General features: G+C 58.2%; 30 protein-coding genes and 1 tRNA gene. 7 read left to right on the plus strand and 24 right to left on the minus strand.

Going from position 1 to position 24,668, the window contains the following annotated elements; translation table 11 throughout:
- Positions 1–8 precede the first annotated feature (8 nt).
- From ACQY1J_RS19720 to ACQY1J_RS19755, 8 genes are all read right to left on the minus strand, one after another.
- Positions 9–797 (minus strand): purine-nucleoside phosphorylase, encoded by a 789-nt coding sequence (locus ACQY1J_RS19720; RefSeq protein WP_192087668.1) that lies wholly within the window; start codon positions 795–797, stop codon positions 9–11.
- Complete coding sequence (locus ACQY1J_RS19725) at positions 794–1,198, minus strand: cytidine deaminase (RefSeq protein ID WP_062454134.1); 405 nt, start codon at positions 1,196–1,198, stop codon at positions 794–796. The genes ACQY1J_RS19720 and ACQY1J_RS19725 overlap by 4 nt, the downstream gene beginning before the upstream one ends.
- 5 nt (positions 1,199–1,203) lie before the next feature.
- Positions 1,204–2,175 carry an ABC transporter permease gene (locus ACQY1J_RS19730; protein ID WP_062454135.1) on the minus strand — a complete coding sequence of 324 codons (972 nt, stop codon included), beginning with the start codon at positions 2,173–2,175 and terminating at the stop codon, positions 1,204–1,206.
- Between the two features lie 4 nt (positions 2,176–2,179).
- The gene (locus tag ACQY1J_RS19735; RefSeq protein WP_062578673.1) at positions 2,180–3,298 is read right to left on the minus strand and encodes an ABC transporter permease; all 1,119 of its coding nucleotides are present in this window, start codon (positions 3,296–3,298) and stop codon (positions 2,180–2,182) included.
- A gap of 76 nt (positions 3,299–3,374) precedes the next feature.
- Positions 3,375–4,895, minus strand: a complete 1,521-nt coding sequence (locus ACQY1J_RS19740; RefSeq protein ID WP_113166909.1) for an ABC transporter ATP-binding protein — start codon at positions 4,893–4,895, stop codon at positions 3,375–3,377.
- A gap of 78 nt (positions 4,896–4,973) precedes the next feature.
- On the minus strand, positions 4,974–5,966 hold the full coding sequence (locus tag ACQY1J_RS19745) for a BMP family lipoprotein (RefSeq protein ID WP_062580101.1): 993 nt from the start codon (positions 5,964–5,966) through the stop codon (positions 4,974–4,976).
- 253 nt (positions 5,967–6,219) lie between these two features.
- Positions 6,220–6,870: a peptide-methionine (S)-S-oxide reductase MsrA gene (msrA, locus tag ACQY1J_RS19750; protein WP_430250632.1), complete on the minus strand. Its 651-nt coding sequence runs from the start codon at positions 6,868–6,870 to the stop codon at positions 6,220–6,222.
- A gap of 41 nt (positions 6,871–6,911) precedes the next feature.
- Positions 6,912–7,241 carry a hypothetical protein gene (locus tag ACQY1J_RS19755; RefSeq protein WP_430250633.1) on the minus strand — a complete coding sequence of 110 codons (330 nt, stop codon included), beginning with the start codon at positions 7,239–7,241 and terminating at the stop codon, positions 6,912–6,914.
- Between the two features lie 187 nt (positions 7,242–7,428).
- Here ACQY1J_RS19755 and ACQY1J_RS19760 point away from each other — a divergent pair.
- A tRNA-Ser gene (locus tag ACQY1J_RS19760) sits at positions 7,429–7,518 on the plus strand.
- A 32-nt stretch (positions 7,519–7,550) separates the two neighbouring features.
- On the opposite strand, the gene ACQY1J_RS19765 is transcribed toward ACQY1J_RS19760, so the two are convergent.
- The 4 genes from ACQY1J_RS19765 to ACQY1J_RS19780 all read right to left on the minus strand — a co-directional run bounded on the left by ACQY1J_RS19765 (position 7,551) and on the right by ACQY1J_RS19780 (position 9,820).
- Positions 7,551–8,645: a tyrosine-type recombinase/integrase gene (locus ACQY1J_RS19765; protein WP_430250634.1), complete on the minus strand. Its 1,095-nt coding sequence runs from the start codon at positions 8,643–8,645 to the stop codon at positions 7,551–7,553.
- Between the two features lie 194 nt (positions 8,646–8,839).
- A complete protein-coding gene (locus tag ACQY1J_RS19770; RefSeq protein ID WP_430250635.1) occupies positions 8,840–9,076 on the minus strand; it encodes a hypothetical protein in 237 nt (78 codons plus the stop codon).
- Entirely contained in the window at positions 9,073–9,579 is a 507-nt protein-coding gene (locus ACQY1J_RS19775) for a hypothetical protein (protein ID WP_430252033.1), read from the minus strand. The genes ACQY1J_RS19770 and ACQY1J_RS19775 overlap by 4 nt, the downstream gene beginning before the upstream one ends.
- Positions 9,464–9,820, minus strand: a complete 357-nt coding sequence (locus ACQY1J_RS19780; RefSeq protein ID WP_430250636.1) for an Arc family DNA-binding protein — start codon at positions 9,818–9,820, stop codon at positions 9,464–9,466. The genes ACQY1J_RS19775 and ACQY1J_RS19780 overlap by 116 nt, the downstream gene beginning before the upstream one ends.
- Before the next feature lie 93 nt (positions 9,821–9,913).
- Here ACQY1J_RS19780 and ACQY1J_RS19785 point away from each other — a divergent pair, with 93 nt between their 5' ends.
- The 5 genes from ACQY1J_RS19785 to ACQY1J_RS19805 all read left to right on the plus strand — a co-directional run bounded on the left by ACQY1J_RS19785 (position 9,914) and on the right by ACQY1J_RS19805 (position 13,859).
- Positions 9,914–10,522 carry an Arc family DNA-binding protein gene (locus ACQY1J_RS19785; RefSeq protein WP_430250637.1) on the plus strand — a complete coding sequence of 203 codons (609 nt, stop codon included), beginning with the start codon at positions 9,914–9,916 and terminating at the stop codon, positions 10,520–10,522.
- 195 nt (positions 10,523–10,717) lie between these two features.
- Positions 10,718–11,473 carry a hypothetical protein gene (locus ACQY1J_RS19790; RefSeq protein ID WP_430250638.1) on the plus strand — a complete coding sequence of 252 codons (756 nt, stop codon included), beginning with the start codon at positions 10,718–10,720 and terminating at the stop codon, positions 11,471–11,473.
- 271 nt (positions 11,474–11,744) lie between these two features.
- A complete protein-coding gene (locus ACQY1J_RS19795) occupies positions 11,745–12,284 on the plus strand; it encodes a hypothetical protein (protein ID WP_430250639.1) in 540 nt (179 codons plus the stop codon).
- Positions 12,285–12,974: 690 nt separating this feature from the next.
- A complete protein-coding gene (locus ACQY1J_RS19800) occupies positions 12,975–13,211 on the plus strand; it encodes a hypothetical protein (protein ID WP_430250640.1) in 237 nt (78 codons plus the stop codon).
- A 9-nt stretch (positions 13,212–13,220) separates the two neighbouring features.
- Positions 13,221–13,859 (plus strand): hypothetical protein, encoded by a 639-nt coding sequence (locus ACQY1J_RS19805; RefSeq protein WP_430250641.1) that lies wholly within the window; start codon positions 13,221–13,223, stop codon positions 13,857–13,859.
- A gap of 261 nt (positions 13,860–14,120) precedes the next feature.
- Here ACQY1J_RS19805 and ACQY1J_RS19810 read toward each other — a convergent pair whose 3' ends face one another.
- The 8 genes from ACQY1J_RS19810 to ACQY1J_RS19845 form a co-directional block, all read right to left on the minus strand.
- Positions 14,121–14,366, minus strand: a complete 246-nt coding sequence (locus ACQY1J_RS19810) for a hypothetical protein (protein ID WP_430250642.1) — start codon at positions 14,364–14,366, stop codon at positions 14,121–14,123.
- A gap of 53 nt (positions 14,367–14,419) precedes the next feature.
- Positions 14,420–15,625, minus strand: a complete 1,206-nt coding sequence (locus ACQY1J_RS19815) for a phage major capsid protein (RefSeq protein ID WP_430250643.1) — start codon at positions 15,623–15,625, stop codon at positions 14,420–14,422.
- Between the two features lie 233 nt (positions 15,626–15,858).
- A complete protein-coding gene (locus tag ACQY1J_RS19820) occupies positions 15,859–16,089 on the minus strand; it encodes a hypothetical protein (RefSeq protein ID WP_430250644.1) in 231 nt (76 codons plus the stop codon).
- Positions 16,090–16,295: 206 nt separating this feature from the next.
- Complete coding sequence (locus ACQY1J_RS19825; protein WP_430250645.1) at positions 16,296–16,601, minus strand: hypothetical protein; 306 nt, start codon at positions 16,599–16,601, stop codon at positions 16,296–16,298.
- Complete coding sequence (locus tag ACQY1J_RS19830) at positions 16,595–16,972, minus strand: HNH endonuclease (protein WP_430250646.1); 378 nt, start codon at positions 16,970–16,972, stop codon at positions 16,595–16,597. The genes ACQY1J_RS19825 and ACQY1J_RS19830 overlap by 7 nt, the downstream gene beginning before the upstream one ends.
- Entirely contained in the window at positions 16,965–17,699 is a 735-nt protein-coding gene (locus ACQY1J_RS19835; protein ID WP_430250647.1) for a hypothetical protein, read from the minus strand. Before ACQY1J_RS19835 ends, ACQY1J_RS19830 begins: the two co-directional genes overlap by 8 nt.
- 312 nt (positions 17,700–18,011) lie before the next feature.
- Positions 18,012–19,019: an NAD-dependent epimerase/dehydratase family protein gene (locus ACQY1J_RS19840; RefSeq protein WP_430250648.1), complete on the minus strand. Its 1,008-nt coding sequence runs from the start codon at positions 19,017–19,019 to the stop codon at positions 18,012–18,014.
- Positions 19,020–19,082: 63 nt separating this feature from the next.
- Positions 19,083–19,478, minus strand: a complete 396-nt coding sequence (locus ACQY1J_RS19845) for a response regulator (RefSeq protein WP_062454141.1) — start codon at positions 19,476–19,478, stop codon at positions 19,083–19,085.
- A 191-nt stretch (positions 19,479–19,669) separates the two neighbouring features.
- Between ACQY1J_RS19845 and ACQY1J_RS19850 the strand changes: the two genes are divergently transcribed.
- The gene (locus ACQY1J_RS19850; RefSeq protein ID WP_062454142.1) at positions 19,670–20,071 is read left to right on the plus strand and encodes a DUF1236 domain-containing protein; all 402 of its coding nucleotides are present in this window, start codon (positions 19,670–19,672) and stop codon (positions 20,069–20,071) included.
- 73 nt (positions 20,072–20,144) lie between these two features.
- On the opposite strand, the gene pncB is transcribed toward ACQY1J_RS19850, so the two are convergent.
- From pncB to ACQY1J_RS19870, 4 genes are all read right to left on the minus strand, one after another.
- Positions 20,145–21,449, minus strand: a complete 1,305-nt coding sequence (gene pncB / locus ACQY1J_RS19855; protein WP_113109321.1) for a nicotinate phosphoribosyltransferase — start codon at positions 21,447–21,449, stop codon at positions 20,145–20,147.
- A gap of 159 nt (positions 21,450–21,608) precedes the next feature.
- Positions 21,609–21,953: a hypothetical protein gene (locus ACQY1J_RS19860; RefSeq protein ID WP_139283899.1), complete on the minus strand. Its 345-nt coding sequence runs from the start codon at positions 21,951–21,953 to the stop codon at positions 21,609–21,611.
- Between the two features lie 109 nt (positions 21,954–22,062).
- Positions 22,063–23,013 (minus strand): 2-hydroxyacid dehydrogenase, encoded by a 951-nt coding sequence (locus tag ACQY1J_RS19865; protein ID WP_430250649.1) that lies wholly within the window; start codon positions 23,011–23,013, stop codon positions 22,063–22,065.
- A 22-nt stretch (positions 23,014–23,035) separates the two neighbouring features.
- Positions 23,036–24,664, minus strand: a complete 1,629-nt coding sequence (locus ACQY1J_RS19870; protein WP_430250650.1) for an ABC transporter ATP-binding protein — start codon at positions 24,662–24,664, stop codon at positions 23,036–23,038.
- Between the last annotated feature and the right edge of the window lie 4 nt (positions 24,665–24,668).

Below are 24,668 nucleotides of genomic sequence, written 5' to 3' on the forward strand. Positions count from 1 at the left end.
AACGGGAATCAGGCCAGCATTTCCTTGAGGACGGCAGCCAGCCGCTGGCCGCCGACCGGGGCCATATCCTTGGTTTCATCGTGGCTGAGTTCGGCGCCCGTCATGCCCGCACCGAAATTCGTGATCACGGACGCGGCTGCGACCTTCATACCGAAATAGCGGGCGAGGATGACTTCCGGCACGGTGGACATGCCGACGGCATCGGCGCCGAGCGTTCGGGCCATGCGAATTTCCGCAGGCGTTTCGAAGCTTGGGCCCGAAAACCACATGTAGACTCCGGAAAACAGTGGAATGCCGGCTCGTATCGCGGCATTGCGCATATCCAGCGTCAGGCCCGCATCATAGGCCGAGGTCATGCCCACGAAGCGCTGGTCGCCGCGTTCGCCGATCAAGGGGTTCATGCCGGAATAGTTGATGTGATCCGATATCTGCATGACCGAACCCGGCGGCATGTCTTCCCGGAGCGAGCCTGCGGAATTGGTGAGGATCAGGGTCTGGACACCGAGACCGCGCATGACCTCGATCGGGAAGCGCATCGCCTTGGCATCGCCGTGCTCGTAATAATGCGCCCGGCCGGACAGCATGATCACAGGCTCTTCGCCGAGGTAGCCGGCGACCAGTTCGCCGGCATGGCCCGTGACGCCGCTGACGGGAAAGCCCTCTAGCATCGTATAGGGAATGCGGACCTGATCGCGGACTTCCTCCACAAGCGTTCCAAGGCCCGACCCCAGCACGACCGCATGCCGCGGGATAAGGCCGTCCAGCCGGTCGACGAGCAGATCGATGACGTCTCTCATCCGATCGTATCCGTCTCAAAGGCGTAGGGCAGAAGTTCTGCCATCGTCACGGTCTTCTGCACGCCGGCGTCATCGCAGAGATAGATGAGCGTATCGGCCGAGGCGAATTCGGAGATCTTCTGGCGACAGCCGCCGCAGGGCGTGCAGAGCGGAAGCTTTTCGGCAATCACGGCAAGCGACTTCACCTTCTTGCCGCCGCCCATGATCATGGCGCCGATTGCCGTCGGTTCGGCGCACCAGCCTTGAGGGAAGGACAGGTTTTCGATATTGGCGCCGAGATAGACCTTGCCGTCATCGGCAAGGATGGCGGCACCGACCGGGAACTTGGAATAGGGCGCATGCGCTTTCGACATGGCATCGCGGGCAGCTTCGAACAGGTCGTGTGGCGAAAATTCGGACATCGCGATCAGCGCTCCTTGGTATAGGGGACACCGCCGGCCTTGGGCGGGCGGGCAATGCCGATAAAGCCGGCGAGTAGCACGCAGGTGAGGATATAGGGCAGCGCCTGGAAAATCTGCACAGGCACCTCGCCGATCAGCGGAAGCGACTTGCCCTGCATGAAGTTCGCGAATGCATCGAGGAAGCCGAACAGCAGGCAGGCGAACATGACCGGCACCGGTTTCCACTTGGCGAAGATCAGTGCTGCAAGCGCGATGTAACCCTTGCCGGCCGACATGTTGTTGATGAAGGCCGCCGACTGGGCGATCGCGAGATAAGTGCCCGCAAAGCCAGCAAGAAAGCCGGTGACGATCAAGGCCCGGTAGCGCAGCCAGCTGACCGAGATGCCGGCCGTATCGACTGCACCGGGATTTTCGCCGACGGCACGAAGACGAAGGCCGAAGCGCGTACGGTAGAGGATCCACCACGACAGCGGCACCATCAGGAAGGCGATGTAGGTGAGGATATTGTGGCCGGAAATCACGTTCGCATAGAGCGGACCGATGATCGGCACCTCACGCATCATGTCTGCGCCGGGTAGGGTGATGCTGGAGAAGCGGCCGGATGCCGGAACCTGTCCCGTGCGTCCGCCTTGGCTGAACCAGGCCTGGCCAAGCACGATGGTGAGGCCCGCCGCGATGAAGTTCAGCGCGACGCCGGAGACGATCTGGTTGCCGCGGTTGGTGATCGAGGCAAAGCCGTGCAGCATGGAGAACAGGATGGCGGTGACGATGCCAGCACCAAGTCCTGCCCAGGCATTGCCGGTGTAATAGGCGACGCAAGCCGAGGCGAATGCCGATACCAGCATCTTGCCTTCAAGCCCGATGTCGAAAATACCGGCGCGCTCGGAAAACAGGCCAGCGAGTGCAGTAAACAGCAGTGGGATCGACAGGCGGATCGCAGAACCGAGAATGCTGATGAAAACTTCGAAATAATCCATGCGCCTATCTCCCCCCTGCCGGCGATCGGGCAAACTGCTGGTAGGCACGCACGATGGCCGGTCGAAGCATATATTCGAGCGCACCGGCAAACAGGATGACCATGCCCTGGATGACGACGATCATGTCACGCGTGATCGCGGGCATATCGAACGAAAGCTCTGCACCGCCCTGATAGAGGATGCCGAACAGGAGCGCGGAAAGAACGATGCCGGCCGGGTGGTTGCGTCCCATCAGGGATACCGCGATGCCAACAAAGCCGGCGCCACCGACAAATTCGATCTGCAGACGTGCGGATGCGCCCATGACCGGGTTCAGCGCCATCATGCCGGCAAGGCCGCCGGAGATCAGCATCGTGATCATGACGATCTTCGAATACCCGATACCGGCATAGCTTGCGGCAGACGGGCTGATGCCGAGCGTGCGCATTTCATAGCCGAGTTTGGTGCGCCAGATCAGGACCCAGACGAGGAAGCACATGATGAGTGCGATCAGGAACGAGAAGTTGAGCGGAGCCGCACCGAGCTTGCCGCCAAACATGGCGATCAGCCAATCGAGCTTGGGCAACTGGCCGCCCGGCAAAAACGTGCGGCTTTCCGGCGCCATCTTGCCGGGCACGATCAGCATGTGCACCAGCACGTAGTTCATCAGCGACGACACGATGAAATTGAACATGATGGTGGTGATGACGATGTGGCTGCCGCGCTTTGCCTGAAGCCAGGCAGGGATGGCGGCGCAGGCGGCACCGAAGAGTGCTGCCCCGATCACCGCAAACGGCATCGTCACGTACCAGGGAACATAGGCATCGAGCGAGAGCGCCACCAGCGCAGCACCGAGACCACCGAGATAGGCCTGGCCTTCCGAGCCGATGTTGAACAGGCCCGAATGGATGGCGACTGCGACCGACAGGCCGGTGAAGATGAAGCTCGTGGTGTAAAACAGGGTGAAGCCGATGCCTTCGCCGCGGCCAAGCGCACCGACCAGAAGCAGCTGCAGCGCTTCGAACGGGTTTTCGCCGATCGCCCACACCACGATGCCGGAAAAGAAGAAGGCGAGCGCGAGGTTGATCAGCGGGATGACGCCGTAATTGATCCAGCCAGGCAGGGGCACGGATGCGGTGCTCATGCGCCCTCTCCCTTCCAGTCGTTTGCAGGGAGAAGCCCAGGCATCGTAAACTCCAAAAATATCATTCCAGGCCGGATCATGCTGCGATCCCGGCCATCATCAGGCCCAGCGTCTGCTCACCTGCCTCGCCCGACTTTTCGCCGACGACCTTGCCGGCAAACATGACAAGGATGCGGTCCGACAGGGAGCGGATCTCGTCGAGTTCGACCGAGACCAGAAGCACGGCCTTGCCGGCATCGCGCGTATCGATGATGCGCTTGTGGATGAACTCGATCGCGCCGATATCGACGCCGCGAGTGGGCTGGCCAATGATCAGCACGTCCGGGTCGCGTTCGATCTCACGGGCAACGACGATCTTCTGCTGGTTGCCGCCGGAGAAGTTGGCGGTTTTCAGCCGCGCATTCGGCGGGCGGATGTCGTATTTGACGATCTGTTCCTCGGCCTGCTTGCGGATCGCATCGAGGTCCAGCATTGCACCGCCATAGCGGCGGTCGCGGTGGTAGCCGAGGATGGAATTCTCATACTCCTCGAATTTGAGGACCAGGCCCATGTGATGGCGGTCTTCCGGAATGTGCGCGAGGCCGAGCGCGCGCAACATGGCGGGATCTGAACCGGCAATCGACTGGCCGTTGACGATAATCTCGCCGGAGGACGGCTTGCGGATGCCGGCGATGGCCTCCAGCAGTTCCGACTGGCCGTTTCCGGCAACACCGGCAATGCCGACGATCTCTCCGGCGCGGACTTCGAACGACACGTCGTCGACCATCGTCACGCCTCGGCTGTCCTTGACGGTGAGGTTCTTGACCGACAGCAGAACCTTGCCCGGATCGGCCGCGCCCTTTTCGACACGCAGCAAAACACGGCGACCGACCATCAGTTCGGCGAGTTCCTCGACGGTCGTGTCGGCAGTCTTGCGCGTGGCCACGATCTCGCCGCGGCGCATGACGGAGACCGTATCGGTGATCGCCATGATCTCGCGCAGCTTGTGGGTGATGAGAATGATCGTCTTGCCCTGGTCGCGCAGCACGCGCAGGACCTTGAACAGGTGGTCCGCCTCGGGCGGTGTCAACACGCCGGTCGGCTCGTCGAGAATGAGGATTTCGGCGCCGCGATAGAGGGCCTTCAGGATCTCGACACGCTGCTGGCGTCCGACCGGCAATTCCTCGATCACCGCATCAGGATCGACGTCGAGGCCGTAATCGTCCTCCAGACGCTTCAGCTCCTTGCGGGCACTGGCCACGCCCCGGCGCAGCAACTGGCCGCCCTCAGCGCCCAGCATGACGTTTTCGAGCACCGTGAAATTTTCGACCAGCATGAAGTGCTGGTGCACCATGCCGATGCCCGACGAGATCGCGGCCTGGCTGTCGCGGATCGTCACCGGCTTGCCGGAGATGCGAATCTCGCCCTCATCGGCCTGATAGAATCCGTAGAGGATCGACATCAGCGTCGACTTACCGGCGCCGTTTTCGCCGATAATGCCGTGGATCGAGCCTTTGGCAACCGTGAGGTTGATGTTCTTGTTCGCGTGCACAGCGCCAAACTTCTTGTCGATCCCGACAAGTTCGATCGCCGGCTCTTTAGCAGGTTCGAAGCTCAATGATCCGCCCTTCCACTAGATATACAAAAAGGGCGCATGACGACATCGATCGCCATGCGCCCTTTGATGGTTACCTGCTTACATCGGGCAGGCGTTGTCCGACATGTAGTCGTGAACCTTGACGGTGCCGGCAATGATGTCAGCCTTGGCCTTATCGACGGCTGCCTGCATTTCGGGGGTGATCAGCGACTTGTTGCTGTCGTCGATCGCAGCCGAAACGCCGTCTTCCTTGACGCCGAGCGACTGGATGCCGGCCGTGAACTTGTCGTCCTTCAGATCCTTGTAGGCATTGTAGACAGCCAGATCGACGCGCTTGACCATCGAGGTCAGGACCGAACCCGGATGAAGGTGGTTCTGGTTGCTGTCGACGCCGATCGAGAACTTCTTGTTGTCGGCCGCCGTCTGAAGCACGCCAAGACCGGTCGCACCCGCTGCCGCGTAAACCACGTCGGCACCCTGATCGATCTGGTTCTTGGTGAGCTCGCCACCGCGAACCGGGTCGTTCCAGGCAGCGCCGGTCGTGCCGGTCATGTTCTGGAACACCTGCGCATCAGGCTTTGCTGCCTTGACGCCCTGGGCATAGCCGCAACCGAACTTGCGGATCAGCGGAATATCCATACCGCCGATGAAGCCGACCTTGCCGGTCTTCGAGGCGAGGCCTGCGAGAACGCCGACGAGATAGGATCCTTCCTCTTCCTTGTAGAGAACGGAACGCACGTTCTTCAGGTCAACGACGGAATCGACGATGACGAACTTGGTGTCCGGGAATTCCGCGGCAACCTTCTCCATCGCCGATGTCCAGGCAAAGGAAACGGCGACGACCGGGTTATATCCGCGGCTTGCGAAGTTGCGGATAGCCTGCTCGCCCTGCGTATCGTCCTTCGGCTCGAAGTCGCGATAGTCGGTGCCGGTTTCCTTTTTGAACTGCTCGGCGCCGGCATAGGCTGCTTCGTTGAACGATTTGTCGAACTTGCCGCCGGTGCCATAGACGAGCGCCGGCTTGACTTCGGCGGCGATCGCTGTCGACGACAGCGCGGCCACGGCGACGAGGCTCAAAAGTGTTTTTTTCATCATTCAGCCCTGTTTTTTTAAGTTAGGTCCTCCCGCAGCGCCTCACAAAGGTATCGCTCACGGTCACCTGCCCCCCTCTTCGAAGGCTTGGCTGTCGAATACTCTTGCATGGGTGTTGGAAAATTTCACGAGATTTTTTTCGTTTGGTAAAAAACCACAGGCAGGTCGCAACCCTGCTCAAGGCTTCACCAAATTCGCGCCGGCGTCGCTCAAATCCATAGCGGCCTGGGATGATTTTAGGCAGCCAGCCCGGCTAGGCGACAGGACAGCTCACCCCTGTTCCGCGCAAGCCGCAATAGCCGCCGGGGTTCTTCGCCAGATACTGCTGATGGCACTCCTCGGCGTAGTAGTACTTGCCAATCGGCGCGATCTCGGTCGTGATCGAGACGTCACGCCCCGCAGCAGTCAATGCAGCCTGAAACGCGGCAAGCGCCTTGGCGGCCGCAACCACCTGCTCTGCCGACGTGGTATAGAGCGCGGACCGATAGGTCGTGCCGATATCATTGCCCTGCCGCATCCCTTGCGTCGGATCGTGCTCCTCGAAAAACAGCTTCAGAAGCTTACGGTAGGAGACGATCTCCGGATCGAACACGACTTTCACGATTTCCGCGTGACCGGTCAGCCCGGTTGTTGTCTCGTGATAGGTCGGGTTCGGGGTCAAGCCGCCCGCGAAGCCGACCGAGGTGACATGAACGCCCGGGACTTGCCAGAACAGCCGCTCGGCGCCCCAGAAGCAACCCATGCCGAAATACGCCACATCCAGACCTTCCGGATAGGGTTCCTTCAGCGCGCGGCCGTTGACGAAATGATGGTCCGACGTTGCGACCGGTGTCTCTCTGCCGGGCAGGGCCTTTTCAACCGATGGCATGACAGTTTTCTTGCTGAACATATCGATCAAGAACATTTCAACCTCCCGAGTGAGGCGCGCCTCGCCTGCCTCTTGCCCTACCTAGCAGAAAAACGCCCGAACGGCGCGGGTTTCCTGTATCCGACCATCCAGAAAAACAGTGCCAGCCCGAGAAAGATCGCAAAGGCCGGCTGCGCCAGAACCGGGGCCACATAGGGACGCCAGATATCCGAGCCGACATAGGAATTGGCGGAAATCTCCGCCATCGCCAGGCCTTCGGGATCGAAGTTCAGCCAGGCATTGCCGAGGCTTGTCATGACGACCGAGGAGGAGGAAACCGAATTGACCGAGTCCATCGTGCCGGCGACGACGGCTGCGATGAGCGCCGCGAGGCTCAAAGCCCGCATCAGAAACCTTACCGTCCTCATCGCAGGCTCCCCTGATGGCACTCAATCGCTGCAGGAAGCAAAATAGTGGCAAGCCTGATCCGTGACAACGCATGACATAAGATTTGTGCAACTGGCGCAAATCGTCCAGATTCCGGTTGATCCTTGGAAATTCATTGGTATATATCGCGCCGACCGCTGCTTCGCCCAGGGCTTGCGTCGGTTCTAAGGACAGGTGGCCGAGTGGTTGAAGGCGCACGCCTGGAAAGTGTGTATACGTGAGAGCGTATCGCGGGTTCGAATCCCGCTCTGTCCGCCATGCTCATCAACTTTTGTAATCATTTCAAATCCTTATATGTCACTTTGTCCAACAATATCGATTTGTTGGGCGATTTTCTTTTTCCGATCTGATCTTTCCGGCATGGTAGCCACAGCCGCATCGGCCATCATTTGCTGATCTGCATCCCGGGTGTAGCGTTCGACCTCTTTAAGTGAGCGATGACCTGTCACGGCTGCAATCTGATTGGCGCTGTTGTTGGCTTCGGCTAGGCGACGTGCTGCGGCCTTGCGCAGCCCGTGAGAAGTGCAATGCGGCAATCCAGCCTCATTGCATCTATCGCGAAACCAGTTGCCGAACCCGGCCGCCGTGAATGGCTTTCCAAACGCCGTCAGCAGAAATGCAGGCTTCTCCTTCGGAGCCATTTCCAGCGCCTCCATAAGCGATCCATGCATTTTGATTTTGAGTGGTGTCCCGGTCTTTTCCTGCCGAACAGAGATCCGGTCTTTGCTCACGTCTTTCCAACCTAGCTTAACTGCATCGCCCCGCCTCTGCCCCGTGTAGAGCATCAGCGCCATAGCGAGACGCGGCTTTGTTCCTATCGGGTGCTTCGCTTCGTAAGCCGCGATTTCTGCCTCTGTCCATGTGTGGAAACCCTTGGTCTTACTGCTGTAGCCTTTCAGCGCCAGTGTCGGGTCTCGCGCAATCCACTCGATATCGATCGCATGGCGCATAAGAATGCGCAGCATACGAAGATAATTGTTCGCAGCGGCCGGCGTTTCGCTTTTCTTGCCTATGATCGCTTTGACGTGCTGCCGTCGCAGATCCTTCACCATGCGGTCGCCGTGGTCCTGGCGAACCCTTTCGCAGATCCCGCGATATGTCGTCTGCGTGCTGGTCGCGGTCCCTCTGAACTCAGGCGAAGCGTAGTAAGACACTACCAGCGCCGCCATGCTGCCGGCTTTCGTGCGTGCTTTCCCAATCTCGCCATGCGCAGCTTTCTCACTGCGCAACGCCGCCTGGTATTCCTGATCAAACGCGTCCGAAGGGAACTCGGATTTCAGATAGGTCGAGAACAGGCCCTTGCGAAACCTCAAGCGCACATTCTTGTAACGGTCCCGCGCCGGGGAGACATATTTTGGCAAGGCCGTGCGAGAGCGTCTAGCCATCGAGCAAATCATCCCATGAGTTATCCGAGCGCGTTTGAGGCGAGAATGACTTAGAGACAATTCTGACGCCATCGCGGGTAGCGATAACCTCCCCGATGTCCATACCCGCCTGCATCGCGCCACGAATGGCGCGAGCGATGTCGGACTGACGAATGCCAGTGTTCCGCGATTTGCGAGGGGTTGCTGCCGGAGCTTTATCCAATCTCATCACCGAGTGGTTTGCAGCGAAATGCATCGACGATCTCTAATGCGTCACCGAGAAGACCGTTGGCGATTTCCGTGGCGCGCCCGATCGAGGCCGCGATATCTGCGTTTTTACCGCCTAAGTCCTCTGACAGGATGAACGAACCATCGGCGGCAAGATGGACGAGGGCGCGGGCGTTTATAATCAATGTTTCAGCTTCAATGATCTTGTCTCTATGAGCCTTCATGCCGGAACCTCGCCAACCTTGGAGACGAAGTTGCTCACGAAGCGCTCATGATCGTCCCATCCGCCGTCTTCTGCGCGCGCCTGCCCGTAGTAGTGGGAATAACCAAGATCGCGCCCGGATAGCGTAATGATACGTTTCTCCCGAACGAGATATTCCGAAGGCCATCCGTCGATGCTGACGATGTAGATGCCGTCACCCTGAAAGGGCTGAAAGGTGACATCGCCCTGGACGCAAAACCGGAATGATCCATCATCGCGCTTGTTCAGGTTCAAATGCACCTTCGAAACATTCGGATGCATCTGGGTGAGGATTTCACGCAGGCGCGCTGCGCACTCTTGGTACTGGCTCTCCAAGGATTGAGGCAACCGGCCAACTCGGCCACTTACCTTAGCGATCGCCACGGCCGGCAAGGTTGCGGCGTAGCCAGCGGCGGCAATTGTAAAGAATTTCCGGCGCGAGACTCTTGCATCCTCGCCTGTCTGTGATGTATGAATCTCTTGCATTTTGAATGACCTTTCGAAATGACACGAAAAGGCCGACGCGGAGTTTATCAGGACCTTCGTCGGCTTTTTTCGTTTCTGTGGTTTCGTCGCTAAAAACTCTCATCAAGTGAAAAACAATTTCTGAGTTGATCGATCGGCCGTTCTGCTGAGCGGACGATTTGATTTGTGCTCGTAAATTGCTCGGCAGGCGAAGGGGGTACTGCTCCGCCGTACGGCCTTGTTGGATCACGTTGCTCTCCATTAACCATATCACGGTGAATGTAGTATCACGGTGAAGCGATTGACGTCAACCGCGCGATATCACAGTGATACCGAAAAAGTGCGGGGCGATTTTATGGCGGAAAGCAGACCGGGCCGAGGAGCAGATCAGTTCATCGTCAGATTTCCAGAGGGAATGCGCGACAAACTGAAAGCAGCAGCGGACGCTAATGGGCGGTCCATGAATGCCGAAATGATTGATCTGCTTCAGCACGCGCTCGATGACCGGGGCGGCCCCACTCGGGAAGAGGTGTCAGAGGTAATCCATCGGCAGAACGAATACATCGTCGACCTCAAGTCAGCGATGGCGGAGCTCTCGCGGGCAGCGGAGTTTGCGGGAAACGCAGCGGCTGACGCAAATGCTTTACTCGAAAAAGAACGTGAAGTAACGCTGAGTACCCTGCGCCGCGTTCTAGATTACATTCACGAAATACCGCCGGCACTGACGATTTGGGTCGACCACATGGTGCAAATTCTCGACATGGAGTCCGGATGGACAGAAAACGCCGAGGAAGAGAACCTAGTCCTATACCCGAATGCTCCAGAAAACGCCCAGAAGGTTCGCGAACGTTTATCAGCGATCGAACAGCGCCATAATCAGCACATGACAGAACGTATGAAAGAAATTGTTGCTCGATACAGAGAGAACACTGAACGGGCTGATCGTGACGGTTCCGAGGTCTAACCCCTCCAAAGCGGCCAAACTGGCCACTTGCTTTTCCCGAAACAGGGAAATTTTATTCTAATCCTATTCTGGCCTGGACCTCTTGTTGATTTTCGGGACCAATTAGTAGGAGTCGCCAAGTTGGCGACTCTACTTTGCGGTCTGGCTTGATTAGGCATATCAGATTACCGCGATCAACAAGAGGAGTGAGGTCTTATGTTCGATGACTTCCCTAAATCGGATTTCCATATTGTTGGAAGTGATGGGATGCCAAAAGGCTCTGTCAAAGGCATTTACAGCGCAAAGAGCATTACCGTTTTCGATGCGACCGCTAGAATTGAAAGCGGGGACGAGCTTCGTCGCAAGATCCCGAATGGAACTGAGGAAGCTTTTGAGGTACTTGATCCTCAGTTTCACGAGGAATTCGGCGGAATACCGGCACACTTCCAAGTCAAAATCAACCGAAAGGGCGCATTCCAGCCTGGCACTGGAGGCAACTACACTATCCAAATGAACGGGCACAACGCTCGCTTTAATCTTCACTCGACCGACAACTCGACTAATACCGTGAACGACAACCGGGTGTTCACAGAACTGAAAACAGCGATTAGCGAGCATATCACCGACAATACTGCCCGAGCATCGTTGTTAAAGTCGGTGGACGAGATGAGTGCGGCGAAAGCTGATAAGCCTAGCTTTCTAGCTGCATATCAAAGATTTATTGCGGGTGCCGCTGAGCACATGACTGTAATTGCTCCGTTTCTTCCCGCACTAGCGCCAATGTTAGGTTGGAATTATGGACATCAAGTCGTTCGTTGCAGAGACGCTAACGCAGATTCTAGAAGGCGTTCGAGAGGCGCAGAAGAGACCTGGGGGCCAGGATATCGCAGCAGATGGATACAGCATCGGTGCGCCAGATGGACAACTGATGAATGGCGGGACGAGCGGAATTTTTACGACTGTCGGGTTTGATATATCGGTGATAGCCGAAGCGAAAGAAGGGGGCTCGAGTGTGCGCGTTGCAGACACGCACGTTATGGATGGAACCTCAAAGACCGCACAAAATGCCAGCCGCGTGAAATTTTCGATCCATGTTCGCTTGCCAGAAGGCGGCCAGAGCCGAGACGGGCGAGGAACGCGGGCTTCCTATTCGCAGTAAGGAAGTGCACGCGTGGATTACCATCCATTTGATGACTGACTGGAATGATTTCACAACGCACATTGTTGCGTCTAGGAGGGTTAGTTGACGACTGCTGACTGGGCATTTGTAGTTAGCCTGCTCTCTTTTGTCGTTTCCCTCGCGGCTTTTGTTTGGAATGTGTGGTCCAAGTTCATCTACCCCAAACCGAAAGTCCAGATTTCGTTCTTTTCCGGCTTTGTGATGGGCGATGGCTTTGAAGGGCTTGAGATGTTGACGCTGAGCGCGACAAATTACGGGCCTGGGCAGGTTACGCTACATCTCGCCGTCGGACGAACAAGAGTCTCCCGCCTCACGAAACTCAAATCATTCATGTTAAACCCGCTGCATGATTTCCCATCGCAGACTGAATATACGCTCGGACCATTCAGCGGTGGCTTACCAAAGAAAATTGATGTTGGTGAGAATTTCAGCGCCTACTTCACGAAGAAGCACAGCGCTATCGCCGTTCAAAATGTCATTGATGTCGGTTTTACTGACACGTTTGGTAGATGCCACTGGGCCCGCAGACGAGATGTATCGAAGGTTAGGCAGGAGGTTCAGAAAGCTTTCGCCGACGACGGTGAGACTCCCAGCCTGGAATGATCCACAATAACCGTTTCTACTGGCTACAGTTTTGCGAACTTGGCAGTACAACGGTGTTTGTGTCGCCGTCAGCTTGTCGCCGTATGATCTTCAGCTCTCCCGACATCCGCGCGAGGTCGAGCGCCAGTCGCACTGTCCCTTTGCCGACGCCGGCCAATCTGGCCACTTCGGCGTGGGAAAGATCGCAGCGCCGGCCCGCTGCGATCTCTGCTTTGATGACATCCAGGACTTGCGATTGCTTTGCGGTGTAAATGCGATACCTCCTATTGGAAACATTCCTGCGGTTGTTTCGCTCCGCCACTCACGTAGCCTTAGTTTGTTGCATCACCAACTACGACTCAGGCTCGGATGAGTGCGCGCCGCATGACAAAAATCATATAGTCTTTGCAACGGGTTGCCGAAGGTGATCAGACTTTCATGACGAATTGCGGTGCGAATTTGATAAACTGTCATACCGATACAAAAAAACTTTTTTGCAACGCTCCTCAGTTAGTTACATGAAATCCCTTATTTTCCATGAGATTTCCCGCGGAATGCGCTAGCCAAAGCCGGAACAGACTGTTAATCTCCGGTTAAATCAAAGTATGTCATCTTGACAATCACAGAAAAATGTAGTTTCGGCGCCTTGATTATGACTCCTTGCGGAGTTATTTCATTGCTTAGAAATCGACAAAATCAGGAGCAACGATCATGACAAGCACCGGAAAGGATGCGCTCTGGAGCTTTTTGTTCGCAAGCGGTGAATGCCAGCTTGTCAACTTGAAGCTCATGCGCGGTGACGCGCCAGACGTAACGACACAGCGTCTTCGTGAAGAAGTTCACTCGGCACTTCTCCAGTCTCGGACAAGCACATCCGCTACGACTCATTTTTTTGAAAAAGAAGAAATGAACAATGTGGATGTGCGGGAACTTGCCGCCGCCATCTGAATCTATTAGATGTTCATCGATGTAGAAGCCTGGGCGCTCGCTCAGGCTTTTTCTTTAGGTCGGTGGCAGATGCTCCTTAAACAGCTAGTTGAACATTTTGATACTTATACTTGCCTGCCGGTCGGGGTGAATACGGTTCGCGACCAGATCGTCGATCTCGGGATCCAAGACGAGATACGGTTTCATATGGTTGAGATTGACCCCACAATTCTCCGAGGGTTGATATACCGATACAGCAAACATAACGTGCCTTACGGCGAGCCTATCCTTTGCACCGACATTTGCTTGGCTAAAGACCAAGAGTATGAGTGGCAGCGGGTAGTAGCCGTTAAAGAACTGCTGCATATCACGGATACCGATCCGGAGACGGCTCAAAGCGAAGGCGCCGTCGAGAAGCTAATTGAACGACTTTCGCTTCCTTTCGAAATCAGGGAAGAGACGCGATCTTCATTAAACGATCGGGTCCACTTCATTCCTGCCTTGGCGATCCTCGTTCCGAAAGATGTCCGGGACATCCTACGCGACCTACGCCAGAGAGACAAAATCACGCCGATAGATGTAGCGCGAATGGCCAAAATACCTGACAGGTACGGCGCAATGGTGCTGACCGATCTTTTCGAAGACGTCGTATCAGATCTTTGCAAGTAACACTTGGCAGCGCGTGTTCGTAGATCTGCATCCATATTGCAAAACGGTGGCGATCATTTTTAGCGCGGACGCGGCGATATCGTCCGTTCCGATGCCTGGCGCCAGCGAGTGCACAAGGACCCGTGTCGGACTGCGATAACTGCTTCTGCGGGCTATCCACGGCCAGAACTGATGATTTCGACATGATGGGGCGTCCTGTGTGAGATCATATGCATCTGTCATCAGGGCTTGCCGCCGCATCTTGCGGCAAGCCCTGTTTGATTAGGAGCGAATGGCTGCCAGTAAGTCATCGAGATCCGCTGAGATATCGTCAGACGGCTGCGCAGCTGCCTCGATGAACTGCGATTGCGAGATCCGGTCGATGCGTCCACGCGCTTGGCTGCGAGTTGCCCCGGATGCCATGAGCATACGCTCGATGCCGCGCACGATTTGAGAGCGGGGCATATCACTTGCGTCCGGCCCAGCGATCCGGGTCGCGGCGACGATTGCCTTCGGTGTCGGTTGCATAACGTTCCTTTCCGATTGAAAAGCGGCCGGAATTTCCCGGCCGCCGATTTTCGTTAGACTGCCATCTTCAGAAGGCGGATCGCGTTCGGATCTGAGACGCCGCCGCCGACGCGCTTTGTCACGTAGAACAGCACGTAGGGCTTGGCGGTGTAGGGATCGCGGAGGATGCGGATGCCGTGACGGTCGTTGACCGTGTAGCCGAGCTTGAAGTTACCGAAAGCTATCGGCAGCGTGTCGGCCGCAACGTCCGGCATATTCTCGTCGATCTCGACCGGATAACCGAGAAGCGTGGATGGCTGGGCAAGAACGTAGCTTTCCTTCCAGAGATAATTTCCCTGCCCATCTTTCATCGTACGGATCTTGCCAGCGGTCGTGCTGTTCATCAGCCAGCTTGCACCCTGGCGATAGGGAGCGGAAAGAGAGTACGTGAAGGTGATGAGGCCGTCCGCCTGAAGGGCGGTCGCGTGACCCATCGGAACAATCGTCAGATTGCCGCCCGGGTGCCTGCCGTCCGACGCGCCGCCGGCGACATAGGTCAGCAAGCCGCGCGGCTTGTTCACGCCGTCGCCCGCAATGAAGGCAATTCCTTCCTGCTTGGCGAAAACGTCATCAACTTCGCTCGAAAGCCAGTCCTCAATGTTGAACTGTGCATCGTCGAGCAGCTGCTGCGTCACGGCCGGCATCGCGTAGATCTCGCCATTGTCGAAGGTGACGGGCGCGAGAGTGGCGGACGAGGTCTGCGGACGAGACGCCGTTTCGCCTACCCAGCCAGACCCCCATGCAGCCGTATTCCAGAGCGTCGAGTAGGCGCGAACGCCGGTCGCAACGACATTGGAGATCCGCCGCATCGGGCTGATGACCGCAAGCGCCTTGTTAACCTTGCGGTCCCACTCGGTCGGAGCCAAGTAACCGCCGTCGCCGCCCGAACCCGCCGACATTGCGGCCTGGATATGCGACCGCTGGCCGGACGCGTTCGCCTCGCGCAACTCGTTTTCGTTTTTTCCATGGCGCATGAAGCCCGCATAGAGGCGGCTGTACTCAGGATCTGGAGAGGCGTTCTCGATGATGCCGCCGCCGCCCATACCCTGCGCGGAAATCTTCGCGTTGATGTCGTCGATGGCGGTCTGAAAGTTCTTCACTGTGTTGGTCTTGAAGTCGTCGAAAGCCGATTTGACTTCGACGAGCATGTTCTTTGTAGGGTCGCCACCGTTGGCGAAAACGCGGCCGGACACGGCGCGCGGACGAGAGATAACCGACATATCGGCCTCCGATTGATGCGCGAAGGCCCAACTATCGCGGGACACACTTCGGGCATGAGATGAAAATGGGTGAAATTCAGTCGGAGGCAGCGTCCTGCATACCTGTCCGCGCAGCGCCTGGCGTGCGCGCGTTCGATGCTTCGTCAGCCCAGCCTTGCAGCGTCCGGCATGCAAGTTGTCGCTAAGACTCGCCGGAGAGATGGCGAAACAGGAACGCACCGAAACTGGCATGGTTAATTATCCTGGTCAAGCGTGCCGACAAGCCGTCCGCTGTTTTCCAACAGGTTCGCCACATCGGCAGGCGTTGCCCCGCGTGTCAGCATCAGGGCGGCAGCACCTCGCACGGCACCCTCAAAAACGATATCGGCGTCATAGCCGAGCTTGTCGCCAAGACTTGCGACGGCGCGGGCAACAGCGGTGGAGCGGTAAAGGCGAGTGTCAGAATTTGCAGTTTCGTTAGTCATGGTCAGTCCCTTCGTTGCGATAAATAAAAAGCTCAGAAATGGGGAAAAATTACCGGCCCTGAGCCCATCCGGCATCTTATGTATTTGTAATCGCTTCGCTAATTTTCGGCCGCTCCTGATCAGGGGGGCTATCGCGGCCTGATTTTCCTTTTCACGGAAAAAAATCTCTGCATGAGGGGGACGCGGGTGTACAAGCCAGAGCCTCCTCAGACTTTCGACCCCCCTCCCCCTTCGATGACGGTCAGCAGCTGTCTCCGTTCGCGGGCCTCATCCTCGTCAGCCATAAGAGCTTCGGGCGACACGTAGTCGTCCCGGTATGCACCTTGATCGATCTGATCGATCTCGCATCGAAGCACGTGCTTGAGCATGTCTTCACCGACCTCCTCGTGCCAGCGATGCAGTGTGGATCTGAGCAGTGCCACATTGACCTCCCGTTCAGTGACACCGGCTGCACGCAGCCTGACTATCGCGATCTCAATCGAGGCTTCGGCCACGTCGATACCGCTCACCATCTCGCCCGCTCCTCGCGCTGCTTTTGGCTGTCGTGGTAGGCCTTGCTCACTGTCTGGATGTTGTCCTTGTCCCAGAAGAGATCAGGGTCGCCATGATGCGCCTTGATGTGGTCAGCGACGGGGCTGTTCGGAGCAGGATGCTTGCCCACGCAGATGACGCCTGTCTTCCTGCAGGTGTACTCATCGCGTCGATAGACCTCGTCACGCAGCGCTCTCCACTTGCGGGTGTTGTAGAGCTTACGCGATGGATCTTCCTGATCACGTTGACGGCTGCGCTGAGCTTCCGCCTCTTTGCGATCAACGGGCTTTGCAGTGCCAAGCCGAGGCGGCATAGGCGCGAGGCGTGGTGGGAGTGACTTCAACCTACCCATGTGCTGCACCTCCCGAGCTATGCGCCCAGCGAGAAGGCGGCACCCAGCCCTTGGAATGGTTTTCTACATTCTCGTTGGTCGATGATGAGGAACGGAAGGCTTCCACACATTCCCTCTCAAAAGCCCCTTTGACCGTTGCAACGTATGAAGAGAGAGAGTTTTTAACTCCAGTCTCTGAAGCCTTCGGACGTTTGAACCCTATAGCTCGACCAATCCAAGCCAGCCACGACTTACAAATGATCTTGATGACGTTGGTCAGGTTCTTCGCCCCATGCTGCGGACGCTCTCTGACGCTGATGAGCGCACGCTCTTTCGACCGAGCCTTCCTGATCGCGTTCTGCACAGATGTGCGACCGACGCCAGCAAGCCGCGCAACCTCGTCAACGCAGATGTCGCAGAAGCCTTTCTTGCGGCATCGATCGGCTATCACCGACAGGGCGGCCATCTCAGCTTCAGAAAACCCGTTTCGAATATTGGGGGGCATATTGCCGCCGAAGGCCCAGCGCTTGCGCCGATCCACTTCCTTGGCGCGTTCCTCAGATGTCGGCCGACGACGCGCTGCGGCTTTAGCCACACGCTCCGCAGCAAGTGCGGCGGCTTGGCGCTTGTAAGCCTCCGTAGCTGGCTTGGTGCCTTGGCCGCTCGCAAAGTATGCGTCCTGCTCGCGTGGTGGACGGGAGACAAGCCTCGTGCGCAGCAGCGCCGATGAGATTTGGATTCCCTCCATCACACACGCCCCGGAAATGCGAGGGCATGCGCGCGCTTCGACACGTCGATCGCTTCGATAATATCGAGATCAAATTTACGGCGAAGAAACGGTAAGAGCGGTCCGCGCACATCGTCGCGGTTGCGAGAAAGCCACGCTGCAGCAACCCCTATTTTGTTGGGAACGCCGTTTGAAACAACAGTCTTTTCAATGGGGTAAATCTGGCTGTTGGGCTTGCTAAGGCATTGGCGGGAAAGAGGCGGGAGACTTCCGCTCTGTCCGCCATCACTTCCCAACCCAATCTTCAGACTTCCCCGTTGAACATTCCGAGCGCTAGTCGATCTGGCTGCGGTGTTCCAGATACCATTCGACGAAAGCCCCGACGCCCTCGTTGAGGCCGATCTCGGGTTTGCGGCCGGTCAGTGCGAGCAGCAGGTCGGGGCTTGCGAAGGTGCGGGGGACGTCGCCCTGCTGCATCGGCAGCATTTTCCGTTTGGCCGGTTTGCCCATGATCTTCTCGATCGTTTCGACGAAATCCATCAGACCGGCAGGCTGACCACCGCCGATATTGACGATGCGGAACGGACCCTGATGCGACAGCGTGTCGATACCGGCGACGCGGTTTTCCTCAGATGGGATGATCGACGCGAGATCCACGATCGAATCGACGAGGTCGTCGATATAGGTGAAATCGCGGCTCATCTTGCCTTCGCCGTAGATCTCGATCTCCTGATCCTCGATCATTGCCTTGACGAATTTGAACAGCGCCATGTCCGGCCGGCCCCAGGGGCCGTAGACGGTGAAGAAGCGGAAGGCCGTGGTCGGGATCTTGTAGAGATGGGCGTAGCTATGGGCCATCGCCTCCATTGCCTTCTTGCTGGCCGCATAGAAGGTGAGTGGCTCGTCGGCCTTGTCGGTTTCGCGGAACGGAATATCCGGATTGGCACCGTAGACCGAGGAGGTCGAAGCCAGCAGAAGGTGGCCGACATTGGCTTCGCGGGCCGCTTCGAGCACGTTCCACGAGCCGATCAGATTGCTATCGAGATAGGCCTTGGGGTTTTCGAGACTATAGCGGACGCCCGCCTGGGCGGCGAGATGGACGATCACGTCAGGTTTGAATTCGCGGGTTGCCGCCTGCAGCGTTTCCCGGTCTTCCAGCATCGCCTCGACGGGGCGGAAGGATGGAAACTGCACAAGGCCGGCGACGCGCGCTTCCTTGAGCTTGAGGCTGTAATAGGGCGTCATTCCATCGAAGCCGAGAACCTCGTGACCATCCTGGAGCAGACGCCGCGCCAGATGGAAGCCGATAAATCCCGCCGTGCCAGTGATGAAATACCGCATCAATCGTCCCGCAATTGCTTTGCGTAACGTCATAACCGCTTGATGCGGCTATGGACAGACCAATTAGTGGAACAGCCGCAGCCTTGCCGGCGGCGTTCCCTGACGGCCATTCTTGCGATCCACCGCAAACTGGATGAGATCCATGGAGGCCTGATCGGTCAGGGGCTTTGCCATAACGCCCACAACGCCTGAAACTCCGGATGCGACAAGGCCCGGATTGCCGGTGATCATGATGACGATGATGCCGAATTCGGCAAGCGTCTTGGCGATTTCAGGACCCGTCTCGCCGTCTGCCAGCCTGACATCCACGAAAGCGATGTCGGTCTCTCGGGTGTAGTTCAAGGCGACGGTCATGTCGGGTGCAATGCCCACGACGTCGTGCCCGCTGCGATGGACGGCATCCTCGATGTCCATGGCGACAAGCAAGCTGTCTTCGACAATCAGAAATCGGTATTCCACATCAAATTCCTCTGCGCGTTGAAGGAAAACATAGGCGGAAGCGCGGCAGAGGCAAGCCCTGCTCCACATCCGCCGATGCCAAGAGCGCCGCACAACGTTACATCCGGTTACGAAAGGTGACAACCGCTCCGGAACGAGTTTGCAAGTTCTACCGTTGTTAGGCCCGAGCGTATAGAAAAAGGAGAACCACCATGAAGAAGCTGACATTTGCTTCCTGCATCATCCTCGCGACAGCCTTTACCGGCCAAGCCTTTGCACAGCAGGGTACTGTTACAGGCGCCGCAGGCGGCGCGGTCACCGGCGCGATCGTTGGCGGCCCGGTTGGCGCTGCAGTTGGTGGCGTTATCGGCGCTGTCGCCGGGACAGCAATCGACCCGCCACCGCGCGAAGTCGTGACCTACGTCCAGGAACAGCCGCTGCCTACCACCGCCTACAGGGTCGAGCAGCCGATCGCCGTCGGCAAGCGGATCCCGCAGACCGTCGTCGTGACGCCTGTGCCAAGCAATCCGAAATACGCGTACACGGTCGTCAACAACCAGCGCGTCATCGTTGATCCGGAAACCAACACCGTGGTTCAGGTGATCGAGCAGTAAGTTCGATCTGACATCACCAAACAGACAAGGCCCGGCGAGCTTCCTCGCCGGGCCTTTTTGATTGCGGAAATGACTAGACGACGACCTTTTGGTCGACGCGGTCTTCCTGACCGAAGAATTTGAGATACCGCTCGACTTCCGACGGTTCGCCGGTTGCCTTGCGGGGATTGTCGGAAAGCTTGACGGCGGGGCGGCCATTCGCTTCGGTCACCTTGCAGACGACCGAGATCGGCTTGAGACCGGCGATTTCCTGTGGCGCACAATCGGCAAAATCATTGGTGAGGTTTGTCCCCCAGCCGAAGCTCATGCGTGCCCGTCCCTCGAAATGGCGGTAGGTATCGACGATTGCTTCGACATCCAGACCGTCCGAAAAGATCAGAAGCTTCTCTCGCGGATCACGCCCCATCTTGTTCCACCAGGCGATGATCTTTTCGCCGCCTTCAATGGGCGGTGCGCTGTCCGGCCGGAAGCCGGTCCAGTCGGCAACCCAGTCCGGCGCGTCGCGCAGGAAGGCGGCCGTGCCGAACGCATCGGGAAGCACGATCAAGAGGTTGCCGTGATAAAGCCGGTTCCAGTCCTTTAGCACCTGATAGGGTGCCTGGCGCAGGTCCTCATCTGTCTCCGCCAAGGCTGCGGCCACCATGGGAAGTTCGTGCGCGTTGGTGCCGACGGCTTCGAGATCGGAATCCATTGCCAGGAGCACGTTGCTCGTCCCGGTAAAGGCGCCGCCGATCCCTTCCTTCAGGGCTTCGACACACCAGCGCTGCCACATGAAGCTGTGGCGGCGCCGCGTGCCAAAATCGGAGATACGAAGACCGGGAAGCGTGCGCAGACGCTCGACCTTTTCCCACATCTTCGCCTTGGCGCGCGCATAGAGCACATCGAGCGTAAAATAGCCGAGCGTCCGCATGGCCGAGCGGGATCGCATCTCGTTGATGATCGCCAATGCCGGGATTTCCCACATCGTCGTCTCCATCCACTTGCCGTGGAAGGTCAGCTCGTACTGGCCGTTATGCTTGGAAAGTTCGTATTCCGGGAGTTTAAAGGTCGACAGCCAGGTCAGGAATTCCGGCTCGAAAATCTGCTTCTTGCCGTAGAAGGTGTTACCGGTGAGCCAGATCATTTCCTTCTTGGAAAGACCGACAGTGCGGGCATGGTCGAGCTGCTCGCGCAAGGCAGCCTCGTCGATTTCCTCGGCGAGTCTGACGCTCGTCGTCCGGTTGATGACCGAAAAAGTCGCGTTGACGTCCGGATAAAGTTTCCAGATCATCTGCAACATCAGCAGCTTGTAGAAATCGGTGTCGATCAGACTGCGTATGATCGGGTCCAGCTTCCAGGTGTGGTTATAAACCCTGGTCGCAATATCAGTCTTCGTCATGCCTGCCCCTGCCCGGCCAGACGGCCGGCTCCACCACATCGGCGTCTCGCGAGATTTCGAAACCCTGCGCCAATCCCGGGCAAAGTCTTATCGGCAAATGACTTGGCAAGTCCAGAACGCAATTCGGCCGCGAGATCGCGGCCGAACGAGACGGGCCAATCATGGATTTCCGGAGGGACGATCATTGGTTGTCGGGGCCTGCGGCTGGGTGACCGGTGCGTTGCTGGGTGCTGCGCCGGTGGAGTTGCCAGGTGTCGTGCTACCAGCCGGCGGCGTGGCGGTTTGCTCCGTCGGAGCATCTGTCGATTCGCCCCACCACTCTGCGCCGCTCCAGGCGACGACCGCAAGAACGAGACCGCAAACCAGCACGATCAGCATCGGCTTGCCGTAGGAACCCTGCCGCGCTTCGGTCGCAGTTTCCTGAACCGGTGCGCCGTTCGGGTTGGAACTTGTGCCGCGCGAGACGTTCGGTGTGGGTTTGTCGGCATCGAAACGGGTGTTCATGATCACTCCTCCATTGCCGGCATCATCGTCGTCACGCCGGTCCATGCCAGCTAAACCGCGGGTTGGTGCGAATGGTTCCGTTTCGGCCCCTCGGGATCGGGAACATGGCCTAATAGCCGGCTGTGCGGTCCACAACGTGCTGCAGTGCCTCACCCACTTCGAAGCGCTGCATCTGCACCTCGGCATTGCGAAACAGCGCGCGGATATCCGATGCGGAGGCTGCGTGCGGCGTCACGATGACGTTGTCCATGGACCAGAAAGGGCTCTCCTTCGACAACGGCTCCTGTTCGAAGACATCCAGCGACGCTCCACCCAGCATGCCACTCTCGAGCGCCGACACGAGATCGGCCTCGACCTGGCTGCCGCCGCGGCCGGCGTTGATGAAGACCGGTTTGCCAAGAGCGCCGCCTTGACGGAGTTTCGCAAACAGCGACGAATCGAACAGGCCGCGGGTCTCCGGCGTCAGCGGCAGGAGGCCGACGAGGATATCGGTTCGACCGAGAAATGCATTTAGACCATCGGCATCGAACGTCTCGACGCCCTCGATCACCTTGGCACTGCGCGACCAGCCGATGACATTGAAGCCCATGATCTTCAGCTTGGCGACAGAATCGAGACCGAGCTTGCCGAGACCCATGACGCCAACCGTCAGGTCCTTTGCCTCCGGCTGGGCGAGTTCGCGCCACTCGCTGCGACGCTGCTGGGCAAGGTAGGTCGGCATCTGTCGCAGATGACTCAGCGCCTGCAAGACTACCCATTCGCTCATGCGTGTCGTCAGGCTCTGGTCGACGAAGCGGACGATCGGGCGATCCGGCAGTCCGGGTGTGGCGAGGATGGAATCGACGCCGGCGCCGCCGGAAAAGAGCACGTCGAGGTTCGGCGCGCGCTGGAAGAGATCGACATCCGGCTTCCACATGACCGCATAGCGCGCCTGGGACAGATCCGCCGCCTTGTCTGCGGCATGCAGGATGGTTCGCCCGGGGAAGGCGCCCTCGAGGGCCGCGTGCATTTCACGCTGCTCGAATTTGAGATCGATGACGACCGCGCCTTTTTCGGACATGACTTATTCCCGGATTTTGAGATTACTGATTGATGGCGCCGACTTCGACGGCTTCCAGGTTGAAGGCGGCGGCCATCAGGGCGCGGGTATAATCCTCGCGGGGCGCGCGGAAGATCTGATCGGCCGGGCCCTCTTCGACCACTTTGCCGAGCCGCATGACGATGACGTGGTTGGCGAGCGCCTTTACCACCTTCAGATCATGGCTAATGAAGAGGTAGGCAAGGTTGTGCTTCTTCTGCAGGTCGCGCAGGAGATCGACCACCTGCGCCTGCACGGTCATGTCGAGCGCGGACGTCGGTTCGTCGAGCATGACGAAGCGTGGCTTCAGCACCATGGCGCGGGCAATCGCGATACGCTGCCGCTGGCCGCCCGAGAATTCATGCGGATAGCGCCAGCGCGTGGCCGGATCGAGCCCTACTTCGCCAAGCGCCCAGACGACGCGGGTATCGCGCTCATCGGCCGAAAGCTGGCTCTCGTGGACCTTGAGACCCTCGGCGATGATGTCGCCGACCGGCATGCGCGGGCTGAGTGAACCGAACGGATCCTGAAACACGACCTGCAACCGGTCGCGGAACGGTCGCATCTGTTTGAAGCTGTATTTTCCGATATCGTTGCCGATGAAGACGATGCGGCCTTCAGACGAAATCAGCCTTGCGAGCGCCAGGCCCAGCGTCGTCTTGCCGGAACCGGATTCGCCGACGACGCCTAGCGTTTCCCCGGCGCGCAGCGTCAGGTCGACACCATCGACCGCCTTGACGTGATCGACCACCCTGCGCATGAAACCGGCCTTGACCGGGAACCAGACACGGATGTCCTTGCCTTCCATTACCACAGGGCTTTGCGGATCGACGACCGGCGGTTCGCCGCGCGGTTCGGAGGCCAGGAGATGCTGGGTATAAGGGTGCTGCGGTTTCGTGAACACGTCCTCGACGCTGCCTGCCTCGACGATTCTGCCCTTGGTCATGACGCAGACGCGATCGGCGAATTTCCGAACGATGCCGAGATCGTGGGTGATGAACAGCATCGACATGCCGTGCTCGCCCTTCAGCGCGCGCAACAGATCGAGGATCTGCGCCTGCACCGTGACGTCGAGCGCCGTGGTCGGTTCGTCGGCGATCAAGAGTTTCGGCCGGTTGGCAAGCGCCATGGCGATCATCACGCGCTGGCGCTGGCCGCCCGAAAGCTCGTGCGGATAGGCCTGTAGGCGCTTTTCCGGATCGCGGATACCGACCTGGTTCAGCAGTTCCAACGTACGATCCCGCGCCGTCTGGCCGGAGACGCCCTGATGCAGGTCGAGGATCTCGCCGATCTGCTTCTCGATCGTGTGAAGCGGATTGAGCGACGTCATCGGCTCTTGAAAGATCATCGTGATGTCGTTGCCGCGCACGCGGCGCAGGTCAGGTTCCGATGCCTTCAGGAGATCGCGGCCATCAAACAGGATCTCGCCGGAGGGATGGCTTGCCGCTGGATAGGACAGAAGCTTGAGGATGGAATTGGCCGTTACCGACTTGCCGGAACCGGATTCACCGACAAGCGCCAGAACCTCGCCCGGGTTAATGTCGAACGACACCTTGTCGACGGCAAGCGTCGTTGCGCCGCCCTGATGGAAGGCGACGGAGAGATCACGCACGGAGAGAAGCGGTTCGGTCATGGTT

The sequence above is a fragment of the Neorhizobium sp. DAR64860/K0K1 genome (assembly GCF_050500205.1).
Classification (GTDB): Bacteria; Pseudomonadota; Alphaproteobacteria; order Rhizobiales; family Rhizobiaceae; genus Neorhizobium; species Neorhizobium soli.